The organism is Veillonella caviae (assembly GCF_003992125.1).
Classification (GTDB): Bacteria; Bacillota; Negativicutes; order Veillonellales; family Veillonellaceae; genus Veillonella; species Veillonella caviae.
Genome location: NZ_RQUY01000018.1, coordinates 1 through 25,469 on the forward strand (window position 1 = coordinate 1; position 25,469 = coordinate 25,469).

Consider the following 25,469-nt stretch of genomic DNA (forward strand, 5'->3'; position numbering starts at 1 on the left):
AGATTAAACCCTTATAACACTAGATATTTACTAGTATTACAAGGGTTTTTACACACACTTTTTGTCCTATAAGCCTAAAATAACCTATATATAATAACCATGAACACATAAAGTCATACAGCTCCGATAAAAATCTTGGTAAAAAAATCGGCCAAACCAAAAGGTTTGACCGATTTCAGTGCTTATATAATTGTAGAGTAACCTAGCCCCTATTATTTACCAGGGAAGAATGGCCATACCATTGGAATTATAATAATACTTACGATGAAGCATACTACAATTAAAGGTACACCGGCTTTAACATAATCCATAAATTTATATTGACCAGGACCAAGAACCAATGTATTTGGAGGAGTACCTACTGGTGTGCCAAATGCACAAGATGCAGCTACACCAATGGCCATCAATACTGCATGTGGATCTGCGCCCATCCCTTTTGCAATGGCAATACCAATTGGTGCCAACAATGCAGAGGATGCAGTATTAGACATAAATTGAGTCATTACACAGGATAAGATAAATAGAACAGCTGTAGCAAAATAAGGACTCGGATCAGAACCCATAACGCCTAATACAGCATTGGCAATCATTTGACCTGCACCGGATTTATCAAGCGCTTCTGCGACAGGCATCATACCAGCAAACAAGAAAATAGTTACCCAGTCAATCGATGTGTAGGCTTGTTTTTCTTTCAAACAACCTGTCAATACACAAAGCATTGCACCAATAACAGCAACCATACTTAATGGCAAGTTAATACCAAACTTTTTCAAGAAATCTCCAGCAATCATAGCGATGATAACACCTAAAAGAATCAAGCCAGAATATAATTGCTTTTTAGGGTCATTTGAAATTTCATCAGCAGATACTTCTTGTTCCACTTCACCAGCATCTGTAATTTCATGTTTTGGTAAGAAATATTTACCTATAAACATCATAAAAACAATAGTAGCAATAGTAAGAGGAACACCAATCCAAGCAAATTCAAAAAATCCAAATGGTGTAATACCGGATTTAGCCAATGTACCATTAACAATAATATTAGGAGGCGTACCAACCATAGTAATAATACCACCTATACCAGCAGCAAAGGCTAATGGCATTAATTGTCTAGATGCAGGTATTTTCGCAACAGAGCAAATACCAACTACTACTGGAAGCAATGCTGCTGCTGTACCAGTATTAGAAAGGAATGCGGACATTGTTGCTGTTACCAACATGATAGCAAGCATCAATCCATTTTCACTAGTACCAGCGTGAGATACAACAGTTTCACCGATTTTTTGAGCCAAACCAGTGTAGAACAAAGCACCACCTACTACGAACATACCAGCAAAAAGAACTACCGTACTATCCGATAAACCAGAGAAAACTACTTTTGGTGTAATAATCCCCAATAACCCTAACGTAATCGCGCCACCAAGGGATGTAATTGCTAGTGGAATAATTTCTGTAACAAATAAAACAGCCATAACTGCAAGGACGATTAAAGTTTGTTCTGCAGCACCCATACATCATCATCTCCTCTCAGAGAAATATGTCCATTGCTATATACGAATCAACCTATACTACAATATACACATCAAATAACTTACGGCACCAATGACTACAACCATTATACCTGTTACCCCATAACCTTCTTTTGTTTTGGGATATCCAAAATGTAATAGCTCACTAATAATTCCTCTTCTATTGAACCAAGAGTATTTAGTTCTTTTTTGAAACCACTGTGCCTTTCTATCAGCACCAATAATAAGTGCAGTAACAAAAAAAACAATAAATGCCCACACAAAACAAACCAGTATTTTCATTTCTACCGATAACAAGATGACCACCTCTACTTACTAAGCACGTTGACAGGTTATTCTGTGAAATTCTTGCTCATCACTAAATGACCGATTCGATGTATTGCATTTATTGCTATAAAACTAATTAATATACATACATAATACATATTCTATTTTTATTTTGCCAAAGTGTATTACAACAATACACCTTGGCAAATAAAGGTTAATAACTTATCGAGACATCATAGCTAACATAGTGCCCGCTGCAACAGCTGTACCAATTACACCTGCCACATTTGGCCCCATAGCATGCATGAGCAAGAAGTTTGCTGGATTTGCTTTAGCACCTACCACTTGAGATACACGAGCCGCCATAGGAACAGCGGATACCCCAGCAGATCCAATGAGTGGATTAGTTTTACCATCAATCATATACATTAATTTGCCAAACAATACACCACCAGCAGTACCAAAGATAAATGCAACAAGACCTAAGAAAATAATAAGTAAGGTTTGTGCACTAATAAAATGCTCTGCATCCATGGTTAAACCAGTACCTGTAGCTAAGAAGATAGTTACAGTATTGATTAACGCATTTTGAGATGTATCCGACAAACGATTTGTTACGCCAGACTCACGGAATAAATTGCCAAGCATCAACATACCTAACAATGCAGTAATAGATGGTAATAATAGAGAAATAAATATAGTTGCAACAATTGGGAATGCAATTTTTTCAAACTTAGTTACTTCACGCAATTGCTCCATTACTACTTCACGTTCTTTTTGTGTAGTGAACAATTTCATTACAGGAGGTTGAATAAGCGGCACTAAAGACATATAAGAATATGCTGCTACCGCGATAGCTCCTAGTAATTCAGGTGCCAATTTTGCTGCTAAATAAATTGATGTAGGACCATCAGCACCACCAATGATACCAATAGCGGCAGCTTGTTGCTCTGTAAAGCCTAAAAGCATCGCTCCAGCTAGAGCAATAAACACACCAATTTGAGCTGCTGCACCTAAAAGTAAAGTCTTCGGATTTGCAAGTAAAGGCCCGAAATCAGTCATCGCCCCAACGCCTAAGAAAATTAAAGGTGGGAAAATTTCTTGTGATACACCAGCACTGATAAGTGCCATAACACCTTCATCAAATCCGTTACGAGGAATGTTTGCTAAAATACACCCAAAGGCAATTGGACCTAACAACAATGGTTCAAACTCTTTAGCAAATGCCATATACAATAAGATTAAACCGACAAGAATCATAATAGCGTTACCACCTGTAAAAGCTTGGAATGCGCTATCTGTCCATACAGAGTTAATCGCTACGATAAAAGCATCCATATGCGTTCCCCTTTCATAAAATATAGAGTTATAAGGGAGGCACTAGCCCCCCTTTGTTAATTAGCCAAGAACTACCAAGTCTTCGCCAGTGGATACTGTTTGGTTTGCAGAAACACGAACTTCTGCAACAACTGCATCATGAGGAGCAGCAATTTCATTTTGCATTTTCATTGCTTCAAGAATCAACAATGTTTCGCCTTTTTTAACTGCTTGACCAGCGGATACTGCTACAGATAGGATTTTACCAGGCATTGGAGCTTTTACAGTTTCTGCGCCAGCTGGAACTGGAGCTGCTGGAGCTGCTGCAGGTGCAGGAGCTGCTTTAGGAGCAGGAGCTGCTGCTGGAGCTGCTTTAGGAGCTGCTGCAGGAGCTGCGGCTTTTACTTCATTAACTTCTACTTCGTATGCTGTGCCATTTACTGTAACGTTGAATTTTTTCATTTTAAATTCCTCCAAATGTGTGTTTACACAAAAATTTCAAATAATTTACACATATAAATAGGATAATCCTATCGATTACCGCGTAAGCGACCTTCCATTTTCCAATTATAGCTTACAATTGGACGGATATGAGCAATCTGACTACTGGAGTAACCCATTGCTTCTAAAGCACCAACGATAACAGCCACTACTTCTTTGCTAGGTGCTGCACCATTAGTTTTTGTAGCATTGTTCATTACAAATGCCTCCTCAATAATGAATTAATTTCTACCGCTCAAACGACCTTCTAAGCGCCATTGACGACTCGTTGCAGTAGGTCGAATGGATGCGATTTGTTCCGAAGAATAACCCATCGAAACAATTGCACCTACGATAGCCGCTACTACCTCTTCATTATTTGCTGACACGGTTGCTTCCGATACTACAGGTGCTGCGGGAGCAGCAACAGGTGCAGTAACGGGCTCAGGCTTTTTTTAGTCGGGTCAATCCAATGAATGACTTTCATAAGTACGCCTAATGCAATAAGAACAGCAAAAACGACTGTCATATTGATTGCCATAACGAGCCAAGGGCTAGTAGTAACTACGTGGCCTTCCATAATCATTTCCCCTTTCTATAAATATAAAATAAAGAAAGGTATCTCCCAAAGACGATAGTAAACTTACTACATCGAATTATAATGGAATATTACCATGTTTCTTAGGTGCACGGTTTTCTCGTTTGCTTGCTAACATCGCTAATGCATTGATGATTGCAGGACGAGTATGTTTAGGTTCAATAACAATATCTACGAAACCGCGTTCAGCAGCTTTGTATGGTGTTGCGAACTCTTCCACATATTTTGCTGTTTTAGCATCTTTATCTTCATCTTTTTTGAAAATAATATTTGCTGCACCAGCAGGGCCCATTACTGCAATTTCAGATGTAGGCCAAGCGTATACTTGATCTGCTCCCAAATCTTGAGAACACATTGCCAAGTAAGAACCACCGTACGCTTTACGAGTGATAACAGTAATTTTAGGTACTGTAGCTTCAGAGTAAGCATAGAGCATTTTAGCACCATGACGAATGATACCGCCCCATTCTTGATTTGTGCCAGGCAAGAAACCAGGAACGTCAACAAAGTTAACGATTGGAATATTGAAAGCATCACAGAAACGGATAAAACGGGAAGATTTGTCAGAAGCATTGATATCTAAGCAACCAGCCATAACTTTAGGTTGGTTAGCGATGATACCTACAGATTGACCATCAAAACGTGCAAAACATGTGATGATATTTGTAGCATAGAATGGTTGAACTTCATAGTATTCACCATTATCAACAGTAGCAGCAATAACATCTTTCATGTCATAAGGCATATTACTGTTATCTGGCAACAAGCTATTTAAGCCTTCATCTTCACGAGTTGGGTCATCGCCAGTATCTACTAATGGTGCATCTTCCATGTTATTAGAAGGTAAGAAGCCCAATAAGTAGCGAATTTGAGCAATGCAGTCATCTTCATTTTCAGCCGCAAAATGAGCTACACCAGATACAGAGTTGTGAGCCATTGCGCCACCAAGATCTTCAGCTGTAACTTCTTCACCTGTTACAGATTTGATAACAGCTGGACCAGTGATGAACATTTGAGAAGTGTTTTTTACCATGTAGATGAAATCAGTCAATGCTGGAGAATATACAGCACCACCTGCACATGGTCCCATGATTACGGAAATTTGAGGAATAACGCCAGATGCATTTGTATTTTCAAAGAAAATTTTACCGTAACCAGCAAGTGCGTCTACAGCTTCTTGAATACGAGCCCCGCCGGAATCATTAATACCAATGATAGGCGCACCCATTTTCATTGCTAAGCGTTGTACTTTTACGATTTTTGCAGCGTGCATTTCACCAAGGGAACCACCTTCTACAGTGAAGTCTTGAGCGAATGCATACACTAAACGCCCATCAACAGTACCGTAACCAGTTACAACACCTTCGCCTGGTAATTCTTTTTTGTCTTGACCGAAGTTTACACAACGATGTTTAACAAATTGGTCTAGTTCAACAAAAGAATTTTCATCAAACAATTTTTCCAAACGTTCACGAGCAGTCATTTTACCTTGAGAGTGTTGTTTCTCAATGCGTTTTTCACCGCCACCAGCTTTAACTTTAGCTAGCTTTTCGTGCAATAACTCAATTTTTTCTTGCACTGTTTGCATGTCAGCACCTCCATAAAAAAAACTTGTTACATTATTATTTTATTTCATTCGTTGGCAAAGTTCAAGTAGAACACCACCAGTTGCTTTAGGATGCAAGAATGCAATAGAGGAACCGCCAGCACCATAACGAGGTTTTTCGTCAATCATACGAACACCTTTTGCCATAAGATCAGCAATAGCATTTTCAATATTATCTACGCGTAAAGCTACGTGTTGGATACCATCGCGACCACCATTTTTTTCGATGAATTTGCCGATAGGACCGTCTGGGGTAGTAGTTTCCAAAAATTCTAATTCCGCATCACCGCATGGGAAGAAGGAAACTTTTACTTTTTGTTCTTCAACAATTTCATCTTCTGGAAGATGTTCAATGCCTAACGCATTTTTATAAAATTCTTTAGTTGCTGCTAAATCATTAACACCAATACCGATGTGATCCACTTGTAATACTTTAAAAGCCATTTTGATTATCTCCTTTAAGGCTAACATTTTATGCTATGTAGTCGCCGCCTACTTTAGCACACTAGTCATGACATTATTGACAACTGTATACGGATCATTTGTCCGTTCATTTACAGCTGCTACCTGACTATTAAATTCATCGCTAACAACTACTTTTTCAGCTACATAGCGACCAATTTGTTCGTTAATCATTGCAATGATTTCATCTCGAGTCCGTTCAGCTCGGCGATTTTGTAATTCACCAGAATCTTCTAAATACTCGAAATGTTCATCTAAGGCATCAATCAATTCGTCTACGCCTTGATCTTTACTAGCGATAGTACGTTTAATTGGTGGTCGCCATTTAACTTCGCGAGAGTCGAGATCAAGCATCATTTCAATTTCAACATTCAAACGATCACAACCATCTCTATCTGCTTTATTAATAGCAAATACATCACCAATTTCAAGGATACCTGCTTTAATAGCTTGGATATCATCACCTAAACCAGGTACGAGAACAACCAACGTAGTATCAGCATTTTTTACGATATCTACTTCGGATTGACCTACCCCTACAGTTTCGATAATTACTAAATCCATGCCAAAGGCATCCATAAGTTTTACTACATCAGCAGTCTTTTTGGATAAACCACCAAGACTACCTCGAGTGCCCATGCTTCGAATAAAAACATTTTCGTTTAATGTTAAATCATTCATTCGAATACGGTCCCCCAAAATAGCACCACCTGAAAATGGGCTAGTTGGGTCGATGGCAACGATGCCGATTTTTTTACCTTGATCTAAGTAGTGTTTTACCACTTTATCAGTTAAGGTACTTTTACCAGCACCAGGGGCCCCTGTAATACCAAGAATACGAGCATTTCCTGTTTTAGGATAAATGGCCTTCATAATGTCGATGGCATTATCATACTCATTTTCTACGGCCGTAATGGACCGTGCTAAGGCGAGCCTGGAACCTTCAAATAGTCCTTTTACTAAATCCATGCGCCTCACCACCTATCTAAAAATATGGGAATAGAGGGATCCAATATGTAGTTGAGTCCCTCTGCCCCATTAAGTTACATTATTTTACATTGGCATTGATGAAATCAACAATGTCGCCAGTTGGTGTACCAGGTGTAAATACAGCCGCTACGCCAGCTTCTTTCAAGCCAGGAATATCAGCATCAGGGATTACACCACCGCCGATAACAAGAACATCGCCCATACCTTTTTCTTTCAAAAGTTCAACGATTTTAGGGAACAATGTGTTGTGTGCACCAGAAAGAAGGGATAATGCAACTACATTAACATCTTCAGAAAGAGCTGCTTCAACGATTTGTTCTGGAGTTTGACGAAGACCTGTATAGATTACTTCGAAACCAGCATCGCGAAGTGCGCGTGCTACTACTTTTGCACCACGGTCATGACCATCAAGACCTGGTTTTGCTACGATAACTCTAATGCGTTTTTCTGCCATGATATATTACCTCCGAAATTAGCTATGATTATAATGTAGAGTGAGCTTCGTATTCACCGAATACTTCACGTAATACATTACAAATTTCACCCAAAGTAGCATATGTTTTAACTGCTGCAAGAATTAGAGGCATTAAGTTAACGTTTTCGTCAGCTGCACCTTTTTTCAATTCTGCAAGAGCTGCATCAACTGCTGCTTGATCACGTTCTGCACGAACAGCTTGAGTTTTTTTGGATTGGTTTACACCAACGGAAGCGTCAACGCGAAGCAAGTCTTTTGGAGCTTCTTCTTCTACTTGGAATTTGTTAACACCTACGATTGTACGTAAGCCAGATTCAACTTCCATTTGCCATTTGTAAGCAGATTCTTGGATTTCTTTTTGGATGTAGCCTTTTTCGATTGCTACTACAGCGCCGCCCATTTCATCGATTTTTTTGATGTATTCCATAGCTTCGTCATAGATAGCATTTGTCATAGCTTCTACGTAGTAGGAACCACCCAATGGGTCAACTACGTCAGCCAAACCAGATTCATAAGCCACGATTTGTTGTGTACGAAGTGCTACTTGTACAGATGCTTCTGTAGGAAGAGCCAATGCTTCGTCGCGAGAGTTAGTATGTAAGGATTGAGTACCACCCATTACAGCTGCAGCAGTTTGTAATGCTACACGAACGATGTTGTTATCAACTTGTTGAGCTGTCAACATAGAACCTGCTGTTTGAGTATGTACACGGAGCATCATGGATTTTGGTTTTTTAGCACCAAAACGTTCTTTCATGATAGTCGCCCATAAACGACGGGATGCACGGAATTTTGCAACTTCTTCAAGTACATTGTTATGTGCATTCCAGAAGAAGGACAAGCGACCAGCAAATGTATCAACATCAAGACCAGCTTTCAAAGCTGCTTCTACATATGCGATACCGTCAGCAATCGTAAATGCGATTTCTTGAGCTGCTGTAGAACCTGCTTCACGAATATGGTAACCAGAGATGGAAATTGTATTCCATTTTGGAACGTATTGAGAGCAATATTCGAAGATATTAGTAATCAAACGCATAGATGGTTTTGGAGGGAAAATGTATGTACCACGAGCTGCGTATTCTTTCAAAATATCATTTTGAATAGTACCTTTCAATTCTGTAGAAGGTACGCCTTGTTTTTCAGCTACTGCAATGTACATTGCCAACAAAACGGATGCTGGAGCGTTGATTGTCATAGATGTAGAAACTTTACCGAGATCGATACCGTCGAACAAAATTTCCATATCTTTCAAGGAGTCGATAGCAACCCCTACTTTACCAACTTCACCTTCTGCCATTACATCATCAGAGTCATAACCGATTTGTGTAGGCAAGTCGAATGCACAGGAAAGACCTGTCGCACCGGATTCGATAAGGTAACGATAACGTTTGTTGGATTCTTCCGCTGTTGCAAAGCCTGCATACATACGCATTGTCCAAAAACGACCGCGGTACATAGTAGGTTGAACACCTCGAGTATATGGGAATTCGCCAGGCATTCCCAAATCGCGTTCGTAATCAAAGCCTTCGATGTCTACTGGAGTGTAAACACGATTATATTTCAAATTTTGACGCTCTGGAGTTTTCGCAGATTTTTCGTCACAAAGTTTATTGTACTCAGCAATTTGGGCTTTAAGGTTTTCGTAAGCCATGTTTTCATCATCCTCCTAAAAAAACAGGTTATTTTTTCATGCTTCCAGTATCTGTGAAGCGTTTATGCCAAGAAAGAGCTTCGTCAAGCAACATTGGTGTATGGGCATTCTTTGTTGCTGCTAATGCTTTTTCTAGGTATTCAGTTAACATAGGTTTGTAATCAGGGTGTGCACATTTTTCAATAATCAAACGTGCTCTTTCCACTGGGCTTAAACCACGGCAATCAGCTACGCCTTGTTCTGTACAGAAAATCATTGTGTCATGTTCTGTATGATCCACATGAGATACAAATGGAACGATAGAACTAATGTCGCCGCCTTTTGCTACAGAATTAGTACAGAAGATTGTAAGATATGCACTACGTGCAAAATCACCAGATCCACCTACACCATTCATCATTTTAGACCCCATAATATGAGTGGAGTTTACATTGCCAAGAATATCAAATTCGATAGCGGTATTCATGGCAATAACACCTAAACGACGAGCAATGCCAGGGTTATTAGATAATTCTTGAGGACGAAGAATAATTTTCTTACGATACTCATCAATATTATCATAGAATCGTTTTAATCCATCTGGAGAAGGACTCAATGCCGTACCGGAACATACTGTAACTTTTCCAGCATCGATAAGATCAAACATACCATCTTGGATTACTTCTGTATATATAGATAAGTTTGTGAAAGGACCTTGTGCTAAACCACTAATTACTGCATTAGCTACAGAACCCACACCAGATTGTAATGGAAGCAAGTTTTCAGGCAAGCGGCCTTCTTTAATTTCATTTTCAAAGAATTTAATTAAATGTTGGCTCATTGCTTTTGCATCATCATCAATTGGCGCTAATGGTCTAGTTGTGTCAGGGATATCACAAGCTACGATAGCTACAATTTTGTCTGGGTCACAAGGAATTGCATCTGTACCAATTCGATCCCCTGCAGCTTCCAACGGAATTGGTTTTCTGAAAGGAGGGTCTAATGGCTCATAGATATCATGCATACCTACCAAAGACAATGGTTGAGACACATTCACTTCTACAATTACCTTTTTAGCTTGACTCACAAATGTTGGTGAGTTGCCTACTGATGTAGTAGGTACGATGGAGCCATCTTCATTAACTTGTACAGCCTCGATAATCGCCACATCTAAATCACCAAAGAAACCATAGCGAACATTTTGAGCCATTTCACTTAAGTGCATGTCAATGTATTTCATATGTCCACTATTCAATGCTTTTCGCGTATCCCCATTTGTTTGATATGGGAATCGACGATTAATACCGCCTACACGAGTTAATGCTCCGTCTGCTTCATCGCCTACAGAAGCACCTGTCCACAAATCAATTTTGAATGGTTCCGTTTCCATTCGTTTAGCCAATGCTAAAGGAACAGCTTTTGCATATCCAGATGGAGTAAAGCCGGAAATACCAACCTTATCATTTGGATTAATGACTTTTGCTGCTTCGTCAGCAGAGACAATTTTACCTTGGAGGGCCGCAGATTTTACGCGGTCTTTGATGTCTATCATCATAACCATCTCCTTCAATTAAGAATCATTGTTAAACGACAGTTAATCTCTTGGTTTAGATTTCTTCCTTAAACCGAATTCATCGTATTCCCTTTGCAAATTATTGTCAACTTATATGCATAAAATGTATTTTTTACCACACAACCACTATGCATTATGACTAAAAGTCATCAATATTGCACTTTAGGAATAAGTTTTATTCACATCGTTATAACCGTCAGGAATCATCGATATAGTGTCATATGTTGATAATATTCTAGTAAATCGATAGTTACCTATACAGTATATTGATTTACATCAATTACCATCTACTAGTTTTTAGATAATTAAGAGTCATAAAATTTTAAATTGTTTAATATCTTTCAATTATGATTGATTTAATAATGTTTAGATATACAAAAACCGATTTTCCAAACTATCGATATGATACTCATATGACTAACTTTAGAAAATCGGTTAACTACTACACAATCTACAGCCCTACTTCAGATATACGTAGATTACACCATATTATTAAATTTTATTATTATCACTTTGTATTAAAATGCACTTTCCCAAAAGCCCCTACAAGACCTATCAACTGCCAAAATACGATGGTCACTTGATGACTATAAAGTTCAAAATCTGATAAACCACTGACTAGAACAGCCACTACTAACGCACCTACCCCAATCTGTGCAGCTTGACGGAATATATCTCCTTGTAATCGTATAGATGTATATACATGTCCAAACAGCACGCCTAAAAAAGATACTAGTCCTAGAACACCAGCCTCTGCCAATATATTGAGATATAAATTATGTGCATGATACATGAGAATATGAGGCCCTTGAATATAGTAGTTATAATCGGGATAGACTAAAAAAAAGGTATTCCAGCCAATACCAAAAATAGGATGCGCCCGTACGATATACAAAGTACTATCCCACAACGCCCATCGAAGATCTGTCGATGTATCTTGGCCTTGGAAAATAGACCATAATCGAGATGCGATTTCCCCCTCATAACAGTACAGAATTAATGGTACCGCTAGTAAGGACCAAAATAACCGCCGTTCCACAAATATAGCCCAGTAAAGAATCATCGCACAAAAGCTAATCCAAATACCTCTAGAATATGTTAACAACATAGTAACAAAGAGAATAGCAAAAATGGGAATCATCATTAATGCATCTTGTCTTCGTTTATTCGCTTGAGCGCCCATACCTTGTGGTACTTTTACATAGACCAAAATATAACTAATCACTACACTAAGTATCATCAACAAATAGGCTCCTAATAAATTAGGATTCATCAATGTAGATGCCATACGGCGTTTTAATTTTGGAAATTGCGCTGCATCTACCCATTCCTTCATATGCATATTAGGAACAAATATATATTGATAGATACCAATCACACACACTAGAAATGCAGTTCCTAACATACATTGAATAAAATATTTCCATTGTTTTGGCGTCGTTATATAGGTACGTACCAAATAATACATCCCCCCACCAGCGACGATTTGATAAAACCAACTCATCAGGGACCATTGCCAATGTTCTGATAGTAGCGCAGTCAATCCAGTCCATACTACAAAGAACATAACAGACCAAGATAAATAGCCTGTCGGTAAACTTAGACGACCTCGCCTCAGTAAATCTATAATGGCCGCAACAATGGCAATCCACAGTAGTACATCCCCTACCATTGGCTGTAATGGCATGGCAATGACAATACCATAAATAAGGCGCTCAATATAAAATCTTAATTTATTTTCTGTAGGAAATAATGAGTGTTCCATACGTCCACCTTAGTGGCCCATATGGTTTTGTAACCAGGACCGAGCTTCACCCAAGATATAAAGCGAACCACAAACAACGATAGTATCCCCACTTTGTGTATTTTTTAGAGCTAATTCTAATGCCTCCCCTACAGAGTCTGCTGTTTGTGCCACTACAGATGGTACAGTCTGTCTCACTACTGTCACCAATTGTTCTGGTGTTTCAGTACGCGGTGTTGGTGCAGCTACAGTTATAACGGTATCATTAGTCCGTACTACTTCCTTAATAATCCCCGCTTCGTCTTTATCTTTTAAAATAGCCAACACGATGGTTTTAGGTTTATCTTGATATAACTCTTGATATGTCATATTAAAAGCTTCTGCACCGGCAGCATTATGCGCTCCATCAAAAATAAACTGTCGATTTAAGACTCGTTTAATCTCAAATCGGCCTGCCCATGTGGCACGAGCAAAACCTTCACGCATAGTTTCTTCACTAATCGCACTCTCATTAATCATCAATAATCGTACTGCTTGTAACGCACAAGAGAGATTTACCGCTTGATGGATACCCGGCATGGTGGTAAACAACATGGCAGGGGCCGCATTATCAGCGCTAACAGTAATCATTTGACCACCTGTAACAGCACTGCGGCTATCAACACCAAATTTCTTATTAAATACATAGAGAGGTGCCTGTTTATCCTTCGCTATATCTTCAATAATGCGCAATGGCGCATCTTGAGCCGCCGTAATGACTGGTACACCCTCTTTTATAATGCCACCCTTATGCCTTGCAATGTCTTCTACTGTATCTCCGCAATAAGCTTGATGATCTAATGTCACATTTGTGATGACCGATACTACAGGCTTAACAACATTAGTGGAGTCTAACAAGCCGCCTAATCCAACTTCTACAACGGCATAGTCAACACCTTGCTCTTTGAAAAACAACAGGGCCGCCGCTGTAAGAATTTCAAATTGTGTTGGCGCTTCAATCCCCTTTGCAACACAAGTATCTACGGCCGATTTAATTTTACCGATAAGTTCCCCAAATGCGGCTTCACTAATTTGAGCATCATTAATTTGAATACGCTCTGTATATGATTCAAGGTGAGGCGATATAAACCGCCCCACCCGTAATCCACTAGTAAACAGAGCATACGAAATATAAGTGGTTACTGAACCTTTGCCATTTGTACCTGCTACATGAACAATCTTATACGCCTCTTCAGGATGATCTAAGGCTGTCATTAATGCTTTGATACGATCAAGGCCTGGTTTAATCCCAAAGGACGATGTAGATTCAAGGTAGGTTAAAGCTTCTTCGTATGTCATATAAACCTCCTATAAGGTTTTCAAGAACTCTTCCCGTTCTAACAACGCTTGTTGTTTTTGTTTATACTCTTCCAATTTTTCTTTTTCTTTTTCCACTACTGCTTTTGGTGCTTTAGCAAGGAAACCTTCGTTATTTAATTTACCTTCTAAACGAGCGATTTCTTTCTGCATTTGTACCTTTTCTTTCGCAATACGTTCCTTCTCTTTATCTGCATCAATAAGATCTTTCAAGAGAAGATATACTTCCATGCCATTAACAACTGTAACAGTAGCATTGTCTGGTTTGCTATCAGTAATACCTAAAACAGTTACTTTTTCAGCCCATGCAAGGGTTACGAAATAATCGCTATGATTAGCAACCGCATTTGCAATAGATTCATCTGTAGGCGCTACAATGACTTCGGCTTTTTTACCTAATGGTACATTCATTTCAGCGCGCATATTGCGAATCCCTTTGATAGCATCCATCATAATTTCCATTTGACGTGCTGATTCATCAAGGTTGGTGAAAGCTATCGCTTCTGGCCATTTAGCAACGACGATACTGTCCCCTTCGTGTGGTAAATGTTGCCAAATATGTTCTGTAACGAATGGCATAAATGGATGTAACAATTCGAGCATATGACGCAAAATTGTTACCAATAAATATTGTACGGTACGACGATCACGTTCATTATTATCGCTATATAAACGTGGTTTTGCCAATTCTATATACCAGTCACAGTATGTATTCCAAATGAAATCATACACAGAGCTTGCCGCTTCACCTAACTCAAATTTGTCAAGGTTAGCAGTAATACTTGCTACTGTTTCATTGTATTTAGCAATGATCCATTTATCTGCCAATGTAAGGTCTGATTCGGTTGGTTCAAAGTTTTCATCATAATTCGTCAAATTCATAAGAACGAATTTAGAAGCATTCCAAATTTTATTAGCAAAATTGCGATTTGCCTCTACTCGTTCCATATAGAAACGCATATCATTACCTGGTGTATTACCTGTTACTAATGTAAAGCGTAATGCATCAGCACCGTATTCATCAATAACCTCTAATGGGTTAATACCATTGCCAAGGGATTTACTCATTTTACGGCCTTGGCTGTCACGAACAAGTCCATGGATAAATACATGTTTGAATGGAATTTCATGTTCAAATTCAAGAGCCATGAAAATCATACGAGCTACCCAGAAGAAAATAATGTCATAACCAGTAACAAGAACACTAGTTGGATACCATTGTTTTAATTCTGCTGTTTGCTCAGGCCATCCCATAGTAGCAAATGGCCATAAACCAGAACTAAACCATGTATCTAGAACGTCTGGATCCTGTGTAACCGCACCGTGGCAATGAGGGCATTCCGTAATATCTTCACGACTAACGATGGTTTCCCCACAATTATCACAGTACCAAGCAGGAATACGATGTCCCCACCACAATTGACGAGAAATCGTCCAGTCGCGGATATTTTCTAACCAGTTTACATAGGTTTTTGTAAAGCGTTCTGGAACGAACTGAACTTCACCTTCTTTAACGACTTTTAATGCTGGTTCAGCCAAAGGTTTCATATCAACGAACCATTGCTTAGAAACCATAGGTTCAATAATTGTTTTACAACGAGAACAATGACCTACTGCATGATCATGATCTTCCACTTTTTCTAGTAAACCTAACTCATCTAATGCAGCTACTACTTGTTTGCGCGCTTCTTCCCGTGTTAAACCACTAAATTTACCAGCTCCATCATTCATAGTTGCATCATTATTCATAACAACGATAGATTCCAAGTTATGACGTTGTCCCATTTCAAAGTCATTAGGGTCATGGGCTGGTGTAATTTTTACGCAACCGGTACCAAAGCTAGCATCTACATAGTCATCAGCTATAACAGGAATTTCGCGATTCACAAATGGCAATACTAATTTTTTACCAATTAAGTCCTGATATCGTTTATCCTCTGGATTTACAGCCACTGCTACGTCACCAAACATCGTTTCAGGGCGGGTCGTAGCAATGATAACAAAGCGATTATCCTCACCCTTAACAGGATATTTAATATGCCATAAATGACCATGTTCCTCTTCATGGTCTACTTCTACATCAGATAAAGCTGTTGCACAACGAGGGCACCAGTTAATGATGCGTTCCCCACGGTAAATAAGCCCTTTTTCATAGAGACTAACAAAAACCTCTCTCACTGCATGATAGTAACCATCGTCCAATGTAAATCGCTCGCGATCCCAGTCACAAGATGCACCAAGACTCCGAATTTGTTTTACAATGGTATCGCCATACTCTTTTTTCCAATCCCATACGCGTTCTACGAATTTTTCACGACCTAAATCATGGCGAGATTTACCTTCACTTTTTGCTAGCATCTCTTCTACTTTGATTTGCGTAGCAATACCAGCATGATCCGTACCAGGCATCCACAATACATTATACCCTTGCATGCGTTTAAAACGGATCAAAATGTCTTGTAATGTATTGTCTAGTGCGTGTCCCATATGCAACATGCCTGTTACATTTGGAGGTGGCAATACAATGCTAAATGGCTCTTTATTAGTATCCACTTCTTCGTGAAAGTATCCTTGATTTTCCCAATAGGAATACCATTTACTTTCAATCTCACCAGGATTATAGGTGGTTAAATTTTCGTAGGTTTTCATCGTTCCTCCTAAAAGTATGTACTTAACGTTTCATCACTTTTGCTAATACAAAGAGGCTCGTTTCATAGAGCAAAATCATAGGTAATGCAATCATAGTTTGAGAGAACATATCCGGTGTTGGAGATATCACTGCACCTATGATAAAAGCAAGTAATATAAATATTTTACGTTTAGATTTTAAAAATTGGGATGTAATTAAATTGAAATATCCCATAATAATTATAATCAGTGGTAATTCGAAGATAAAGCCAAAAGGCAACACAAAGGACAATACAAAATCCAAGTATTGTCCTATGGAAAACATCGGCTGTAGCTCATTAGTAGCAAATCCCATAAAGAAAGTGACTGCTGCAGGCAGAACCAAAGTATAAGAAAATATAATGCCTACAGCAAATAATACAATAGCTATTGGCAAAACCCAATTAGAAATATATTTTTCTTTAACTGTCAGTGCAGGCTTTACAAAGGCCCAAATTTGATACAAGATAATCGGCGCGGCCATAATAAAGCCCCCTACAATAGACACCTTCATATAGGTAAAAAATGCCTCTGTAGGACGCATATAATATAGTTTACCGGCTGGTGCCAATAAAATTTCTAAAATAAAATCTATATAATAATAAGCAATACCTGTACCGATAATGATGGATACAAAAGCAATGATAATACGTGTGCGCAGTTCAGATAAATGACCTACTAAGGACAATTGTGCCGCTTCATCCATCATTTTCTGTTCCATTTCTGTATATACAGGGCTATCATCTATTGGCTCAGTAGAAATCACTGCATATCGTTGTTGTTCTTCCTCTTGTTCTCTGGCGCGCCGTTTTTGTCTCACTACACTATCAAAAGAAGGTTTCTTTATGGGATATTCGAAATCTTTCGGTTCGAAGGCCTCCATATTATACCTTTCTATCTGCTAAATTTTGAACAGCTAGCACTAAAAACTCCTTGCCGTCAAAATCGCGTACATTTGCTAATGCTGTTAAAGCATCTTGGCAGTATTTATCAGCTACTGCTAATGTGTTATCAATACCACCTTGGGCAATAACATAGTCGATAATATCTTGTTCATTACCACCATGATTGAGATTTTTAATATCTGCTAACAATATATCACGATTTGTGTCATTTACAATACTTAGCAATGGATATGTTAGTAGACCTTCCCGCAAATCATTACCTACCGGTTTACCTGTCGTATCTGATGTTTCTCGGTAGTCCATGATATCATCAGTAATTTGGAATGCCATACCTAAAGCATGACCATATTTTTTTAACTCTACGATCTCTGCATCTGACCACTTACCGAGTAAACCGCCTAACTCCATACAGCCTTCCATAAAGTCCGCCGTTTTCTTTTGTGTTTTTGTCATATAGCGTTCAATGCCTTGGTCGATACGGTATATATCTTCCATTTGCATAAATTCACCCTCTACAAGACAAGTAATAATATGAGAAAAAATCTTCAAATACCCCATATGCGGCATATCAGATACAATGCGGAACGCTTTGGCAAATAAGTAATCACCACTTAGGATGGCTACTTTATTTCCCTTATGTTTATGAATCGTTTCTTCTCCACGACGGATTTCTGCCTGATCTAGTACATCATCATGAATCAAAGTTGCCAAATGGAGCATTTCCACAGCTTCCGCAATTTTAATACGCTCCACCTCTACAGAATTCCCTGCATTAGCAATGAGCAAGCACAATTGTGCTCGCAATCGTTTGCCACCAGCCACCGACAACGGTCGAATCAATTCATTAAAATCTTCTGAACCAGTATGAAAAGATTCGGCAAGAGCGTTTTCTACGCCCTCTAAGTCGAGCGCAATCCGTTCCATCATATCGAATTGATTTGAGTGACTCATGCTTCATCTCCTAATAATACTTGATTAATTCGTTGTTGCAATAATTCTCGCCCCGTATGTTTTAATGAGCTATATAAAATCGGTGCCGTATCGGTAGGATACATAGATTGAATTTTTGCTAAATTAACAGATTTTTCTTTAGCATTTAATTTATCTGCTTTAGTTACTACAATTTGTAGTGGTATTCCCGCCTCCACGAGCCAATCGAAAGCTAATTTATCGATAGGCATTTCTGGATGACGCCCATCAATAAGTAAGCATAGTAACATCAGTCGTTCCGAATGCAAAATATAATCGGCAATAAAGGAGGACCACAAATTGCGGTTTCCTTTATTGGTTTTCGCAAAACCATAGCCTGGCAAATCGACAAGGAACCAGTGGTAACGACGTTCTTCCGTTTCACTAATATCTTCTTTCGATTCAATATCAAAATAATTGATTGTCTTCGTTTTACCTGGCTGTCCACTAACGAGGGCAAGACCACGATAATTACAGAGAGAGTTAATCAATGATGATTTGCCCACATTAGAGCGCCCCAAAAAAGCTACTTCTACCGTATCTCCTTCTGGATATTGGTCAGCTTTTACACAAGACGTATTATATTTTGCTGCTATAATGCGAGGCCCTTTTGGCTCTTTTCTGGTATATTGTGGCTTAGGCCCCATTTGTTTAGTGGATTTTTTCTTTTTTTGCATTATATAAGTGCCTTTGCTAAAACTTCATCCATTGTCTTTACTGGCGTAATAGTAAGACCTGATTTCACACTGTCCGGTAATTCTGGAATATCTTTTTCATTACTTTTCGGAATGAATACTTCTTTTACTCCGTAGGATAAGGCGGCTAACAGTTTTTCTTTTAAGCCACCAATCGGTAATACGCGACCACGCAATGTAATTTCCCCTGTCATAGCCACGTCAGCACGGACTTTTTGCCCCGTTAAGGCAGATACCATAGCTAGTGTCATCGTAATACCTGCGGAAGGGCCATCTTTAGGTGTAGCTCCTTCAGGTAAATGAACATGAATATCCAACTTTTTATAAAAATCTTCTTCAATACCTAATTTTTTCGTATTATGACGAATATAGCTCATAGCTGCTTGACCAGATTCTTGCATTACTTTACCAAGACTACCAGTGAGAGCTAATTTACCAGCCCCATCCATAGTAGTCGCTTCACAAGGCAAAACCACACCACCTACAGATGTCCATGCAAGACCGTTTACATAACCAACTTGCGGTTCCTTTTCACGCTCTTCATCAATAAAAATAGGCGAGCCTAAATAGTCAGGGAGATTTCTAACCGTTACTTTTGGTGTTTCAACGCCTTCTTCTACTACTTGATATGCCATTTTACGACAGATCTTAGCGATCGTTTTTTCCAATGTACGAACTCCAGCTTCACGAGTATATTCGGAAATCACTTTTTTCAACACTGCATCGGACAATTTGATTTTGTAATCTTTCAAACCATTTTTTACGATTTGTTTTGGCACTAAATACCGTTTAGCAATTTCTAATTTTTCATCTTCCATGTAGCTAGATACTTCGATAATCTCCATACGATCAAGCAATGGGCCAGGAATATTAGATGCTACATTAGCTGTAGTAATCCAAAAAACATCTGAAAAATCAAATGGAATTTCAATAAAATGATCGCTAAATGTACTATTTTGTTCAGGATCCAACACCTCTAACAGAGCAGACGAAGGATCACCTTTATAGTCAGAAGCTAATTTATCAATTTCATCAAGTAAAAATACGGGATTACGAGTACCCGCATTTTTGATTCCTTGAATCATACGCCCTGGCAATGCGCCAATATAAGTGCGCCGATGTCCACGAATCTCAGCTTCATCACGAACACCACCTAATGACGCACGGATAAACTTACGATTCATTGCTTTTGCAATGGATGTAGCTAGCGATGTTTTACCAACCCCTGGTGGCCCCACTAAGCAAAGAATGGATCCACTATTTTTTCCAGTTAATTTACGAACTGCCAAAAATTCAAGAATACGTTTCTTAACTTTTTCTAAACCATAGTGGTCAGCTTCTAGCATACTTTTTGCTTCGTTAATATCAAGGCGATCATCTGACACATCATTCCAAGGTAATCCTAATACCCAGTCCAAATAATTGCGCAAAATCGTCGCCTCGGGCATCATTTGCGGCATGCGGCTATAACGGGAGATCTCTTTATCGATGCGATTGTGAATCTCTTCACTAAGATTCAATTCTTTTAATTGTTTACGAAGATCTTCTGCTTCTTCTTCAGGATTTCCTTTATCGCCTAGTTCATCGTGTATAACACGAATTTTTTCGCGCAAGAAATATTCCTTTTGTGCTTTTTCCATAGATTGACGTACTTGATTATTAATAGAGTTTTCTAAATCAGAAATTTGAAGTTCCATATTCAAAATGCCTACAATCATATTTAAACGATGAGAAACAGACAGTTCTTCTAACAACTCTTGCCGTTTTAAATTATTAATAGGCAATAAGAATGCCACTTGGTCAGCGAGTTCACAAGGATCACGCAATTCCATAATGCGCTCAACCCCATCTTCTGTTACTGTTTTGGCTTCTGCAGCCCAATCATTGAATTTAGCTTGTGCTAAACGACGATAAGCTTCTAATTCTACATCGTCTTCATAAATAGATGCAACACGCTCATAATCACCTACATAGTATGGATCCATACTAGTAATGTTCATCACTTGCAAACGTGTGATACCCTCTACAAGGACGCGAACAATACCACCAGGAAGGCGCAACATTTGTTTAATTTTAACAAGAGTCCCCATTGGTGCTAAATCGTGAATTGTAGGAGCATCAATAGCATCATCTTTTTGTGTAATAACCGCTAAAATACGGTCTTCATTCATAGCCGCTTCTACAGCCTTGATGGATGCATCTCGACCGATATCGAGGTGAATCACAATATTTGGGTATACTACCATACCTCTAAGAGGGACAGTAGGAATGCCTATTTCTAATAAGCTCATAGGTCCTCCAAAGATTATATTATAAAAAGAAACCCATTCCTACACAGAAATGAGTTTCTTCGAATTACGATTTCAGCTTGATGTCTTGGTCTGCCTCATTTTTGAGTATAGGTTCACCTGTGCCCAATACGGCCTCACGGGTTACTATGCACTTCGCTACCTCTTCCATGGATGGCACTTCATACATAACATACTTCATTACTTTTTCAATAATAGCACGCAAACCACGAGCACCAGTTTTTCGCTGTAATGCTTCATCAGCGATTTCATTTAATGCATCGTCTGTGAAAGTTAAATCTACTCCGTCAAGGGATAGAATTTTTTCATATTGTTTAGTCAATGCATTTTTCGGTTTTGTCAAAATTTGAATTAACGCATCTCGATCTAATTGGTCCAATGTCACCATTACTGGTAATCGACCAATAAATTCAGGAATCAATCCAAACTTCAATAAATCTTCTGGTACAACATCTTTTAAAATAGCAGAAACATTCCGCTCTTCACTACGTTGTACATCAGCACCAAAACCTAATGTTTTCTTAGCAGTACGTTTAGTAATTACTCGATCCATACCATCAAATGCACCACCACAAATAAACAAAATATTTGTAGTATCAATTTGAAGCATTTCTTGATTAGGATGTTTCCGTCCACCTTGTGGCGGTACAGATGCAGTAGTACCTTCTAAGATTTTTAACAATGCTTGTTGTACACCTTCACCAGATACATCACGTGTAATGGAAGGATTTTCAGACTTACGAGCAATTTTATCGATTTCATCAATATAAATAATGCCTTGTTCAGCCCGAGAAATATCATAATCAGCAGCTTGAATGAGTTTTAGTAAAATATTTTCTACGTCTTCCCCTACATAACCTGCTTCTGTCAAACTCGTTGCATCCGCAATAGCAAATGGGACCTCTAACATTTTAGCTAAAGTTTGTGCTAATAATGTTTTACCACTACCGGTAGGTCCTATAAATAGGACATTCGATTTTTGTAATTCTACATCGTCTACGACATTATCTGTTTGTAAACGTTTATAATGATTATATACAGCCACGGCAAGGGAAATTTTAGCATCATCTTGACCAATGACATATTGATCAAGATGTGCTTTGATTTCTTTTGGCGTCGGCAACTCTTTTAGTGAAAAGTCTTCTGCTCCAATATCATCTAATTCATCTTCAATGATGCGTTCACAAACTTCTACGCATTCATCACAAATATATACATTAGGACCAGCTATTAATTTTTTTACTTCATCACTAGTGCGCCCACAGAAACTGCAGCGCATACTATCTTTATCTTTTGCCAAAGAGCGCCTCCATTACTTGCTTTCAACAGGTTCACGAGTGAGTACCTCATCAATCAATCCGTATTCAACGGCATCTTGAGCACTCATGAAATTATCGCGGTCCGTATCGCGAGCCACCACTTCAATATCTTGTCCACTGCGAGAAGCTAAAATACCATTTAACTCTTCACGCATGCGAAGAATTTCACGGGCATGAATCTCGATTTCAGACGCTTGCCCCTGTACGCCACCTAATGGTTGGTGTATCATGACCCGTGCATGAGGTAATGCAAAACGTTTTCCCTTTGCACCTGCTGTCAATAATACTGCCCCCATACTCGCCGCAGAGCCTACACAAATAGTAGATACATCGGGTTTAATATATTGCATTGTATCATAAATAGCCATACCTGCAGTAACAACACCGCCAGGACTATTGATATATAAATGAATATCTTTATCTGGATCTTCCGCTTCTAAAAATAGCATTTGTGCAATAACAGCATTAGCAACATTGTCATCGATAGGACCACCTAAGAAAATGATGCGATCTTTTAATAAGCGAGAGTAAATATCATAAGAACGTTCACCACGTTCACTTTGTTCAACTACGATTGGTACATACATGTTATCACCTTTTCATGCACCTAGTGAGCAAGGATTATTCTGCTGCTTCAGCACCTTTTGCATTATCGACGATGAGTCGAGCTGCTTTTTTGCGAGCTACAGAGCCTGCCAACATAGCTACACGACCTTCTTTTGCAATAATATCCCAAACCTCTTTAGGATCTGCCCCAAAGTTTTGAGCCATCACGAAGATTTCACGGTTCATGTCGTCTGGAGTCACTTCGATGTTTTCTGCAGTTGCAATAGCATCAAGAACTAGATCAGCACGTACATTTTCACCAGCAGATTCTTTGTATTCTGCGCGTAAATCTTCTACAGTTTTGTTGGAGAATTTCAAGTAGTCATCTAATTTCAAGCCACGGCCTTCCATGTTCATCGCCAATTCTTGAATCATTTGTTCTACACGATCAGTAATCATTACTTCTGGAATCTCAACAGATGCATTTTTAACAGCTGTTTGAATCAATTCCGCATTATAAGTATCGATTGCGCGACGAGAAGCTTCTTCTTCCATTTTTGCGCGAAGATCATTTTTCAATTCTTCCAATGTTTCATAGGAGCTAGCTTCTTTGGCAAATTCATCATTCAATTCAGGCAATTCTTTGCGTTTGATATCGTGAATATGAGTTTTGAATTCCGCTTCTTTACCAGCCAATTCAGCTACGAAATAGTCTTCTGGGAATGTTACTTTTACAGTTACATCATCGCCAGCTTTAGCACCGATTAATTGGTCTTCAAAACCAGGGATAAAGCTGCCAGAACCGATTTGTAATGGATAGGATTTACCTTCGCCACCATCGAATGGTTTGCCGTCAACGGAACCAGCAAAGTCAATCACTGCAAAATCATCTTTTTGAATTGCAGCACCAGCTTCAGCCACTACCATTTTCGCTTGTTGTTCACGAATGTTGTTCAATTGTTCTTCGATTTGTTCATCAGATACAGTAGCATCTTGTTTTTCAGCATCTAAACCTTTGTAATCACCAAGAGTTACTTCTGGGCGTTTAGTCAAAGTAGCTTTGAAAATCAAGTCTTTGCCTTCTTCGAATTGTTCGCGCTCGATTTCTGGTTCAGATACAGGAACGATATCATTTTCACGAAGTGCAGCGCTGTAATTTTGGCTAGCCAATACTTCAAATGCTTCTTCCAAGATTGCATCTTTACCAAAGTTCATTTCCAATACACGACGAGGTGCATGGCCTTTACGGAAACCAGGAATATTAACTTGGTTTGCAATACGTTTTACCGCTTGCTTAATACCTTTATCTACTTCTGCTGCAGGTACTTCGATTGTCAAAGTTACTACGTGTTGATCAACAGGATTTACAGTTGCTTTCATTTAAAATATGTCCTCCTTGAAGGGCAAACGCCCAAATTTCTGTAGTATATTATGCACTCCTTATAATATCACAAATAAAAAGTCAATGCAATTCCATCGGATTACAAGAAAACAGCCACCCTTAAGGTGGCTGTTTTAAATCAAGTCAAATTGTCGATTAATTATCTTTTGCAATCAATTTGATGATGTCGCGACGAGACAAGATACCTATTAATTTGTATTCTTTATCTACTACTGGAACATTTTTCAAATGTTGGTCTAGCATAACAGAAACGATTTCTTCCACATCTTTGTCAGGTGTAGTAGTAATCACTTCATCAGTCATCAACTCATGTACATGAGATGCTAACAACTTCTTAAACTGAGAATTATATTCACCAATACCATTATAATAAATACTAGCGCCTAGTACATTTACATAGTGAGGTACATGCGGGCGCACTTTCTTGTAAAGTAAATCACCTTCGGAAATAATGCCAAGTAATTTGTTATTTTCATCTACCACAGACACAGCTGTCAAATTATATTTAACCAATAAATCTGCTACATCAGAAATCGGTGCATCCTTACCAACAGTAACAGGATATTTATTCATTACTTCTTGGATTTTCATATGGAATCCCTCCTTCAAAATTTCCTAGTTTAATTA

The 25,469-nt window shown here is 38.7% G+C and carries 22 protein-coding genes and 1 pseudogene; all 23 read right to left on the minus strand.

The window, feature by feature from the left end; translation table 11 throughout:
- Positions 1–212: 212 nt before the first annotated feature.
- Positions 213–1,511 (minus strand): SLC13 family permease, encoded by a 1,299-nt coding sequence (locus EO120_RS06925; protein ID WP_127134758.1) that lies wholly within the window; start codon positions 1,509–1,511, stop codon positions 213–215.
- A 57-nt stretch (positions 1,512–1,568) separates the two neighbouring features.
- Positions 1,569–1,835 (minus strand): hypothetical protein, encoded by a 267-nt coding sequence (locus EO120_RS06930; RefSeq protein ID WP_241234912.1) that lies wholly within the window; start codon positions 1,833–1,835, stop codon positions 1,569–1,571.
- 183 nt (positions 1,836–2,018) lie between these two features.
- Entirely contained in the window at positions 2,019–3,134 is a 1,116-nt protein-coding gene (gene mmdB, locus EO120_RS06935) for a methylmalonyl-CoA decarboxylase subunit beta (RefSeq protein WP_127134760.1), read from the minus strand.
- A gap of 60 nt (positions 3,135–3,194) precedes the next feature.
- On the minus strand, positions 3,195–3,575 hold the full coding sequence (mmdC, locus tag EO120_RS06940; RefSeq protein ID WP_127134761.1) for a methylmalonyl-CoA decarboxylase subunit gamma: 381 nt from the start codon (positions 3,573–3,575) through the stop codon (positions 3,195–3,197).
- Positions 3,576–3,643: 68 nt separating this feature from the next.
- Positions 3,644–3,811 (minus strand): methylmalonyl-CoA decarboxylase subunit epsilon, encoded by a 168-nt coding sequence (gene mmdE, locus EO120_RS09180; RefSeq protein ID WP_164725732.1) that lies wholly within the window; start codon positions 3,809–3,811, stop codon positions 3,644–3,646.
- A gap of 24 nt (positions 3,812–3,835) precedes the next feature.
- Positions 3,836–4,173 (minus strand): annotated as a pseudogene (gene mmdD / locus EO120_RS09380) (methylmalonyl-CoA decarboxylase subunit delta).
- A 76-nt stretch (positions 4,174–4,249) separates the two neighbouring features.
- Entirely contained in the window at positions 4,250–5,779 is a 1,530-nt protein-coding gene (gene mmdA / locus EO120_RS06950; RefSeq protein ID WP_127134763.1) for a methylmalonyl-CoA decarboxylase subunit alpha, read from the minus strand.
- Positions 5,780–5,818: 39 nt separating this feature from the next.
- Positions 5,819–6,241, minus strand: a complete 423-nt coding sequence (gene mce / locus EO120_RS06955; RefSeq protein WP_004696488.1) for a methylmalonyl-CoA epimerase — start codon at positions 6,239–6,241, stop codon at positions 5,819–5,821.
- Between the two features lie 48 nt (positions 6,242–6,289).
- Positions 6,290–7,228, minus strand: a complete 939-nt coding sequence (gene meaB / locus EO120_RS06960) for a methylmalonyl Co-A mutase-associated GTPase MeaB (protein WP_127134764.1) — start codon at positions 7,226–7,228, stop codon at positions 6,290–6,292.
- A 79-nt stretch (positions 7,229–7,307) separates the two neighbouring features.
- Positions 7,308–7,703 (minus strand): cobalamin B12-binding domain-containing protein, encoded by a 396-nt coding sequence (locus EO120_RS06965; protein ID WP_127134765.1) that lies wholly within the window; start codon positions 7,701–7,703, stop codon positions 7,308–7,310.
- A 28-nt stretch (positions 7,704–7,731) separates the two neighbouring features.
- A complete protein-coding gene (locus EO120_RS06970; protein WP_127134766.1) occupies positions 7,732–9,378 on the minus strand; it encodes an acyl-CoA mutase large subunit family protein in 1,647 nt (548 codons plus the stop codon).
- Positions 9,379–9,406: 28 nt separating this feature from the next.
- Positions 9,407–10,912, minus strand: a complete 1,506-nt coding sequence (locus tag EO120_RS06975) for an acetyl-CoA hydrolase/transferase family protein (protein WP_206512477.1) — start codon at positions 10,910–10,912, stop codon at positions 9,407–9,409.
- 526 nt (positions 10,913–11,438) lie between these two features.
- Positions 11,439–12,695, minus strand: a complete 1,257-nt coding sequence (locus EO120_RS06980; protein ID WP_127134767.1) for an O-antigen ligase family protein — start codon at positions 12,693–12,695, stop codon at positions 11,439–11,441.
- Positions 12,696–12,704: 9 nt separating this feature from the next.
- Complete coding sequence (locus tag EO120_RS06985) at positions 12,705–14,012, minus strand: bifunctional folylpolyglutamate synthase/dihydrofolate synthase (protein ID WP_127134768.1); 1,308 nt, start codon at positions 14,010–14,012, stop codon at positions 12,705–12,707.
- A gap of 9 nt (positions 14,013–14,021) precedes the next feature.
- Positions 14,022–16,679, minus strand: coding sequence for a valine--tRNA ligase (locus EO120_RS06990; protein WP_127134769.1), 2,658 nt, complete (start codon positions 16,677–16,679; stop codon positions 14,022–14,024).
- A 22-nt stretch (positions 16,680–16,701) separates the two neighbouring features.
- Positions 16,702–17,580, minus strand: coding sequence for a twin-arginine translocase subunit TatC (gene tatC, locus EO120_RS06995; protein ID WP_127134770.1), 879 nt, complete (start codon positions 17,578–17,580; stop codon positions 16,702–16,704).
- 1 nt (position 17,581) lies between these two features.
- Positions 17,582–18,553 carry a polyprenyl synthetase family protein gene (locus EO120_RS07000; RefSeq protein ID WP_127134771.1) on the minus strand — a complete coding sequence of 324 codons (972 nt, stop codon included), beginning with the start codon at positions 18,551–18,553 and terminating at the stop codon, positions 17,582–17,584.
- On the minus strand, positions 18,550–19,248 hold the full coding sequence (gene yihA / locus EO120_RS07005) for a ribosome biogenesis GTP-binding protein YihA/YsxC (RefSeq protein ID WP_127134772.1): 699 nt from the start codon (positions 19,246–19,248) through the stop codon (positions 18,550–18,552). Before yihA ends, EO120_RS07000 begins: the two co-directional genes overlap by 4 nt.
- Positions 19,248–21,557 (minus strand): endopeptidase La, encoded by a 2,310-nt coding sequence (gene lon / locus EO120_RS07010; RefSeq protein ID WP_127134773.1) that lies wholly within the window; start codon positions 21,555–21,557, stop codon positions 19,248–19,250. The genes yihA and lon overlap by 1 nt, the downstream gene beginning before the upstream one ends.
- 64 nt (positions 21,558–21,621) lie before the next feature.
- A complete protein-coding gene (gene clpX, locus EO120_RS07015; RefSeq protein ID WP_127134774.1) occupies positions 21,622–22,875 on the minus strand; it encodes an ATP-dependent protease ATP-binding subunit ClpX in 1,254 nt (417 codons plus the stop codon).
- A gap of 12 nt (positions 22,876–22,887) precedes the next feature.
- Positions 22,888–23,481, minus strand: a complete 594-nt coding sequence (gene clpP / locus EO120_RS07020; protein WP_127134775.1) for an ATP-dependent Clp endopeptidase proteolytic subunit ClpP — start codon at positions 23,479–23,481, stop codon at positions 22,888–22,890.
- Positions 23,482–23,515: 34 nt separating this feature from the next.
- Positions 23,516–24,820 carry a trigger factor gene (tig, locus tag EO120_RS07025; protein WP_127134776.1) on the minus strand — a complete coding sequence of 435 codons (1,305 nt, stop codon included), beginning with the start codon at positions 24,818–24,820 and terminating at the stop codon, positions 23,516–23,518.
- Between the two features lie 157 nt (positions 24,821–24,977).
- Positions 24,978–25,433: a CBS domain-containing protein gene (locus EO120_RS07030; RefSeq protein WP_127134777.1), complete on the minus strand. Its 456-nt coding sequence runs from the start codon at positions 25,431–25,433 to the stop codon at positions 24,978–24,980.
- Positions 25,434–25,469: the final 36 nt, after the last annotated feature.

What these genes read in the sequence shown, in the direction of transcription:
- EO120_RS06925 (WP_127134758.1), bottom strand. Translation starts at nt 1,511, where the DNA reads ATGGGTGCTGCAGAACAAACTTTAATCGTCCTTGCAGTTATGGCTGTT.
- mmdB (WP_127134760.1), bottom strand. Translation starts at nt 3,134, where the DNA reads ATGGATGCTTTTATCGTAGCGATTAACTCTGTATGGACAGATAGCGCA.
- mmdC (WP_127134761.1), bottom strand. Translation starts at nt 3,575, where the DNA reads ATGAAAAAATTCAACGTTACAGTAAATGGCACAGCATACGAAGTAGAA.
- mmdE (WP_164725732.1), bottom strand. Translation starts at nt 3,811, where the DNA reads ATGAACAATGCTACAAAAACTAATGGTGCAGCACCTAGCAAAGAAGTA.
- mmdA (WP_127134763.1), bottom strand. Translation starts at nt 5,779, where the DNA reads ATGCAAACAGTGCAAGAAAAAATTGAGTTATTGCACGAAAAGCTAGCT.
- mce (WP_004696488.1), bottom strand. Translation starts at nt 6,241, where the DNA reads ATGGCTTTTAAAGTATTACAAGTGGATCACATCGGTATTGGTGTTAAT.
- meaB (WP_127134764.1), bottom strand. Translation starts at nt 7,228, where the DNA reads ATGGATTTAGTAAAAGGACTATTTGAAGGTTCCAGGCTCGCCTTAGCA.
- EO120_RS06965 (WP_127134765.1), bottom strand. Translation starts at nt 7,703, where the DNA reads ATGGCAGAAAAACGCATTAGAGTTATCGTAGCAAAACCAGGTCTTGAT.
- EO120_RS06970 (WP_127134766.1), bottom strand. Translation starts at nt 9,378, where the DNA reads ATGGCTTACGAAAACCTTAAAGCCCAAATTGCTGAGTACAATAAACTT.
- EO120_RS06975 (WP_206512477.1), bottom strand. Translation starts at nt 10,912, where the DNA reads ATGATGATAGACATCAAAGACCGCGTAAAATCTGCGGCCCTCCAAGGT.
- EO120_RS06980 (WP_127134767.1), bottom strand. Translation starts at nt 12,695, where the DNA reads ATGGAACACTCATTATTTCCTACAGAAAATAAATTAAGATTTTATATT.
- EO120_RS06985 (WP_127134768.1), bottom strand. Translation starts at nt 14,012, where the DNA reads ATGACATACGAAGAAGCTTTAACCTACCTTGAATCTACATCGTCCTTT.
- EO120_RS06990 (WP_127134769.1), bottom strand. Translation starts at nt 16,679, where the DNA reads ATGAAAACCTACGAAAATTTAACCACCTATAATCCTGGTGAGATTGAA.
- tatC (WP_127134770.1), bottom strand. Translation starts at nt 17,580, where the DNA reads ATGGAGGCCTTCGAACCGAAAGATTTCGAATATCCCATAAAGAAACCT.
- EO120_RS07000 (WP_127134771.1), bottom strand. Translation starts at nt 18,553, where the DNA reads ATGAGTCACTCAAATCAATTCGATATGATGGAACGGATTGCGCTCGAC.
- yihA (WP_127134772.1), bottom strand. Translation starts at nt 19,248, where the DNA reads ATGCAAAAAAAGAAAAAATCCACTAAACAAATGGGGCCTAAGCCACAA.
- lon (WP_127134773.1), bottom strand. Translation starts at nt 21,557, where the DNA reads ATGAGCTTATTAGAAATAGGCATTCCTACTGTCCCTCTTAGAGGTATG.
- clpP (WP_127134775.1), bottom strand. Translation starts at nt 23,481, where the DNA reads ATGTATGTACCAATCGTAGTTGAACAAAGTGAACGTGGTGAACGTTCT.
- tig (WP_127134776.1), bottom strand. Translation starts at nt 24,820, where the DNA reads ATGAAAGCAACTGTAAATCCTGTTGATCAACACGTAGTAACTTTGACA.
- EO120_RS07030 (WP_127134777.1), bottom strand. Translation starts at nt 25,433, where the DNA reads ATGAAAATCCAAGAAGTAATGAATAAATATCCTGTTACTGTTGGTAAG.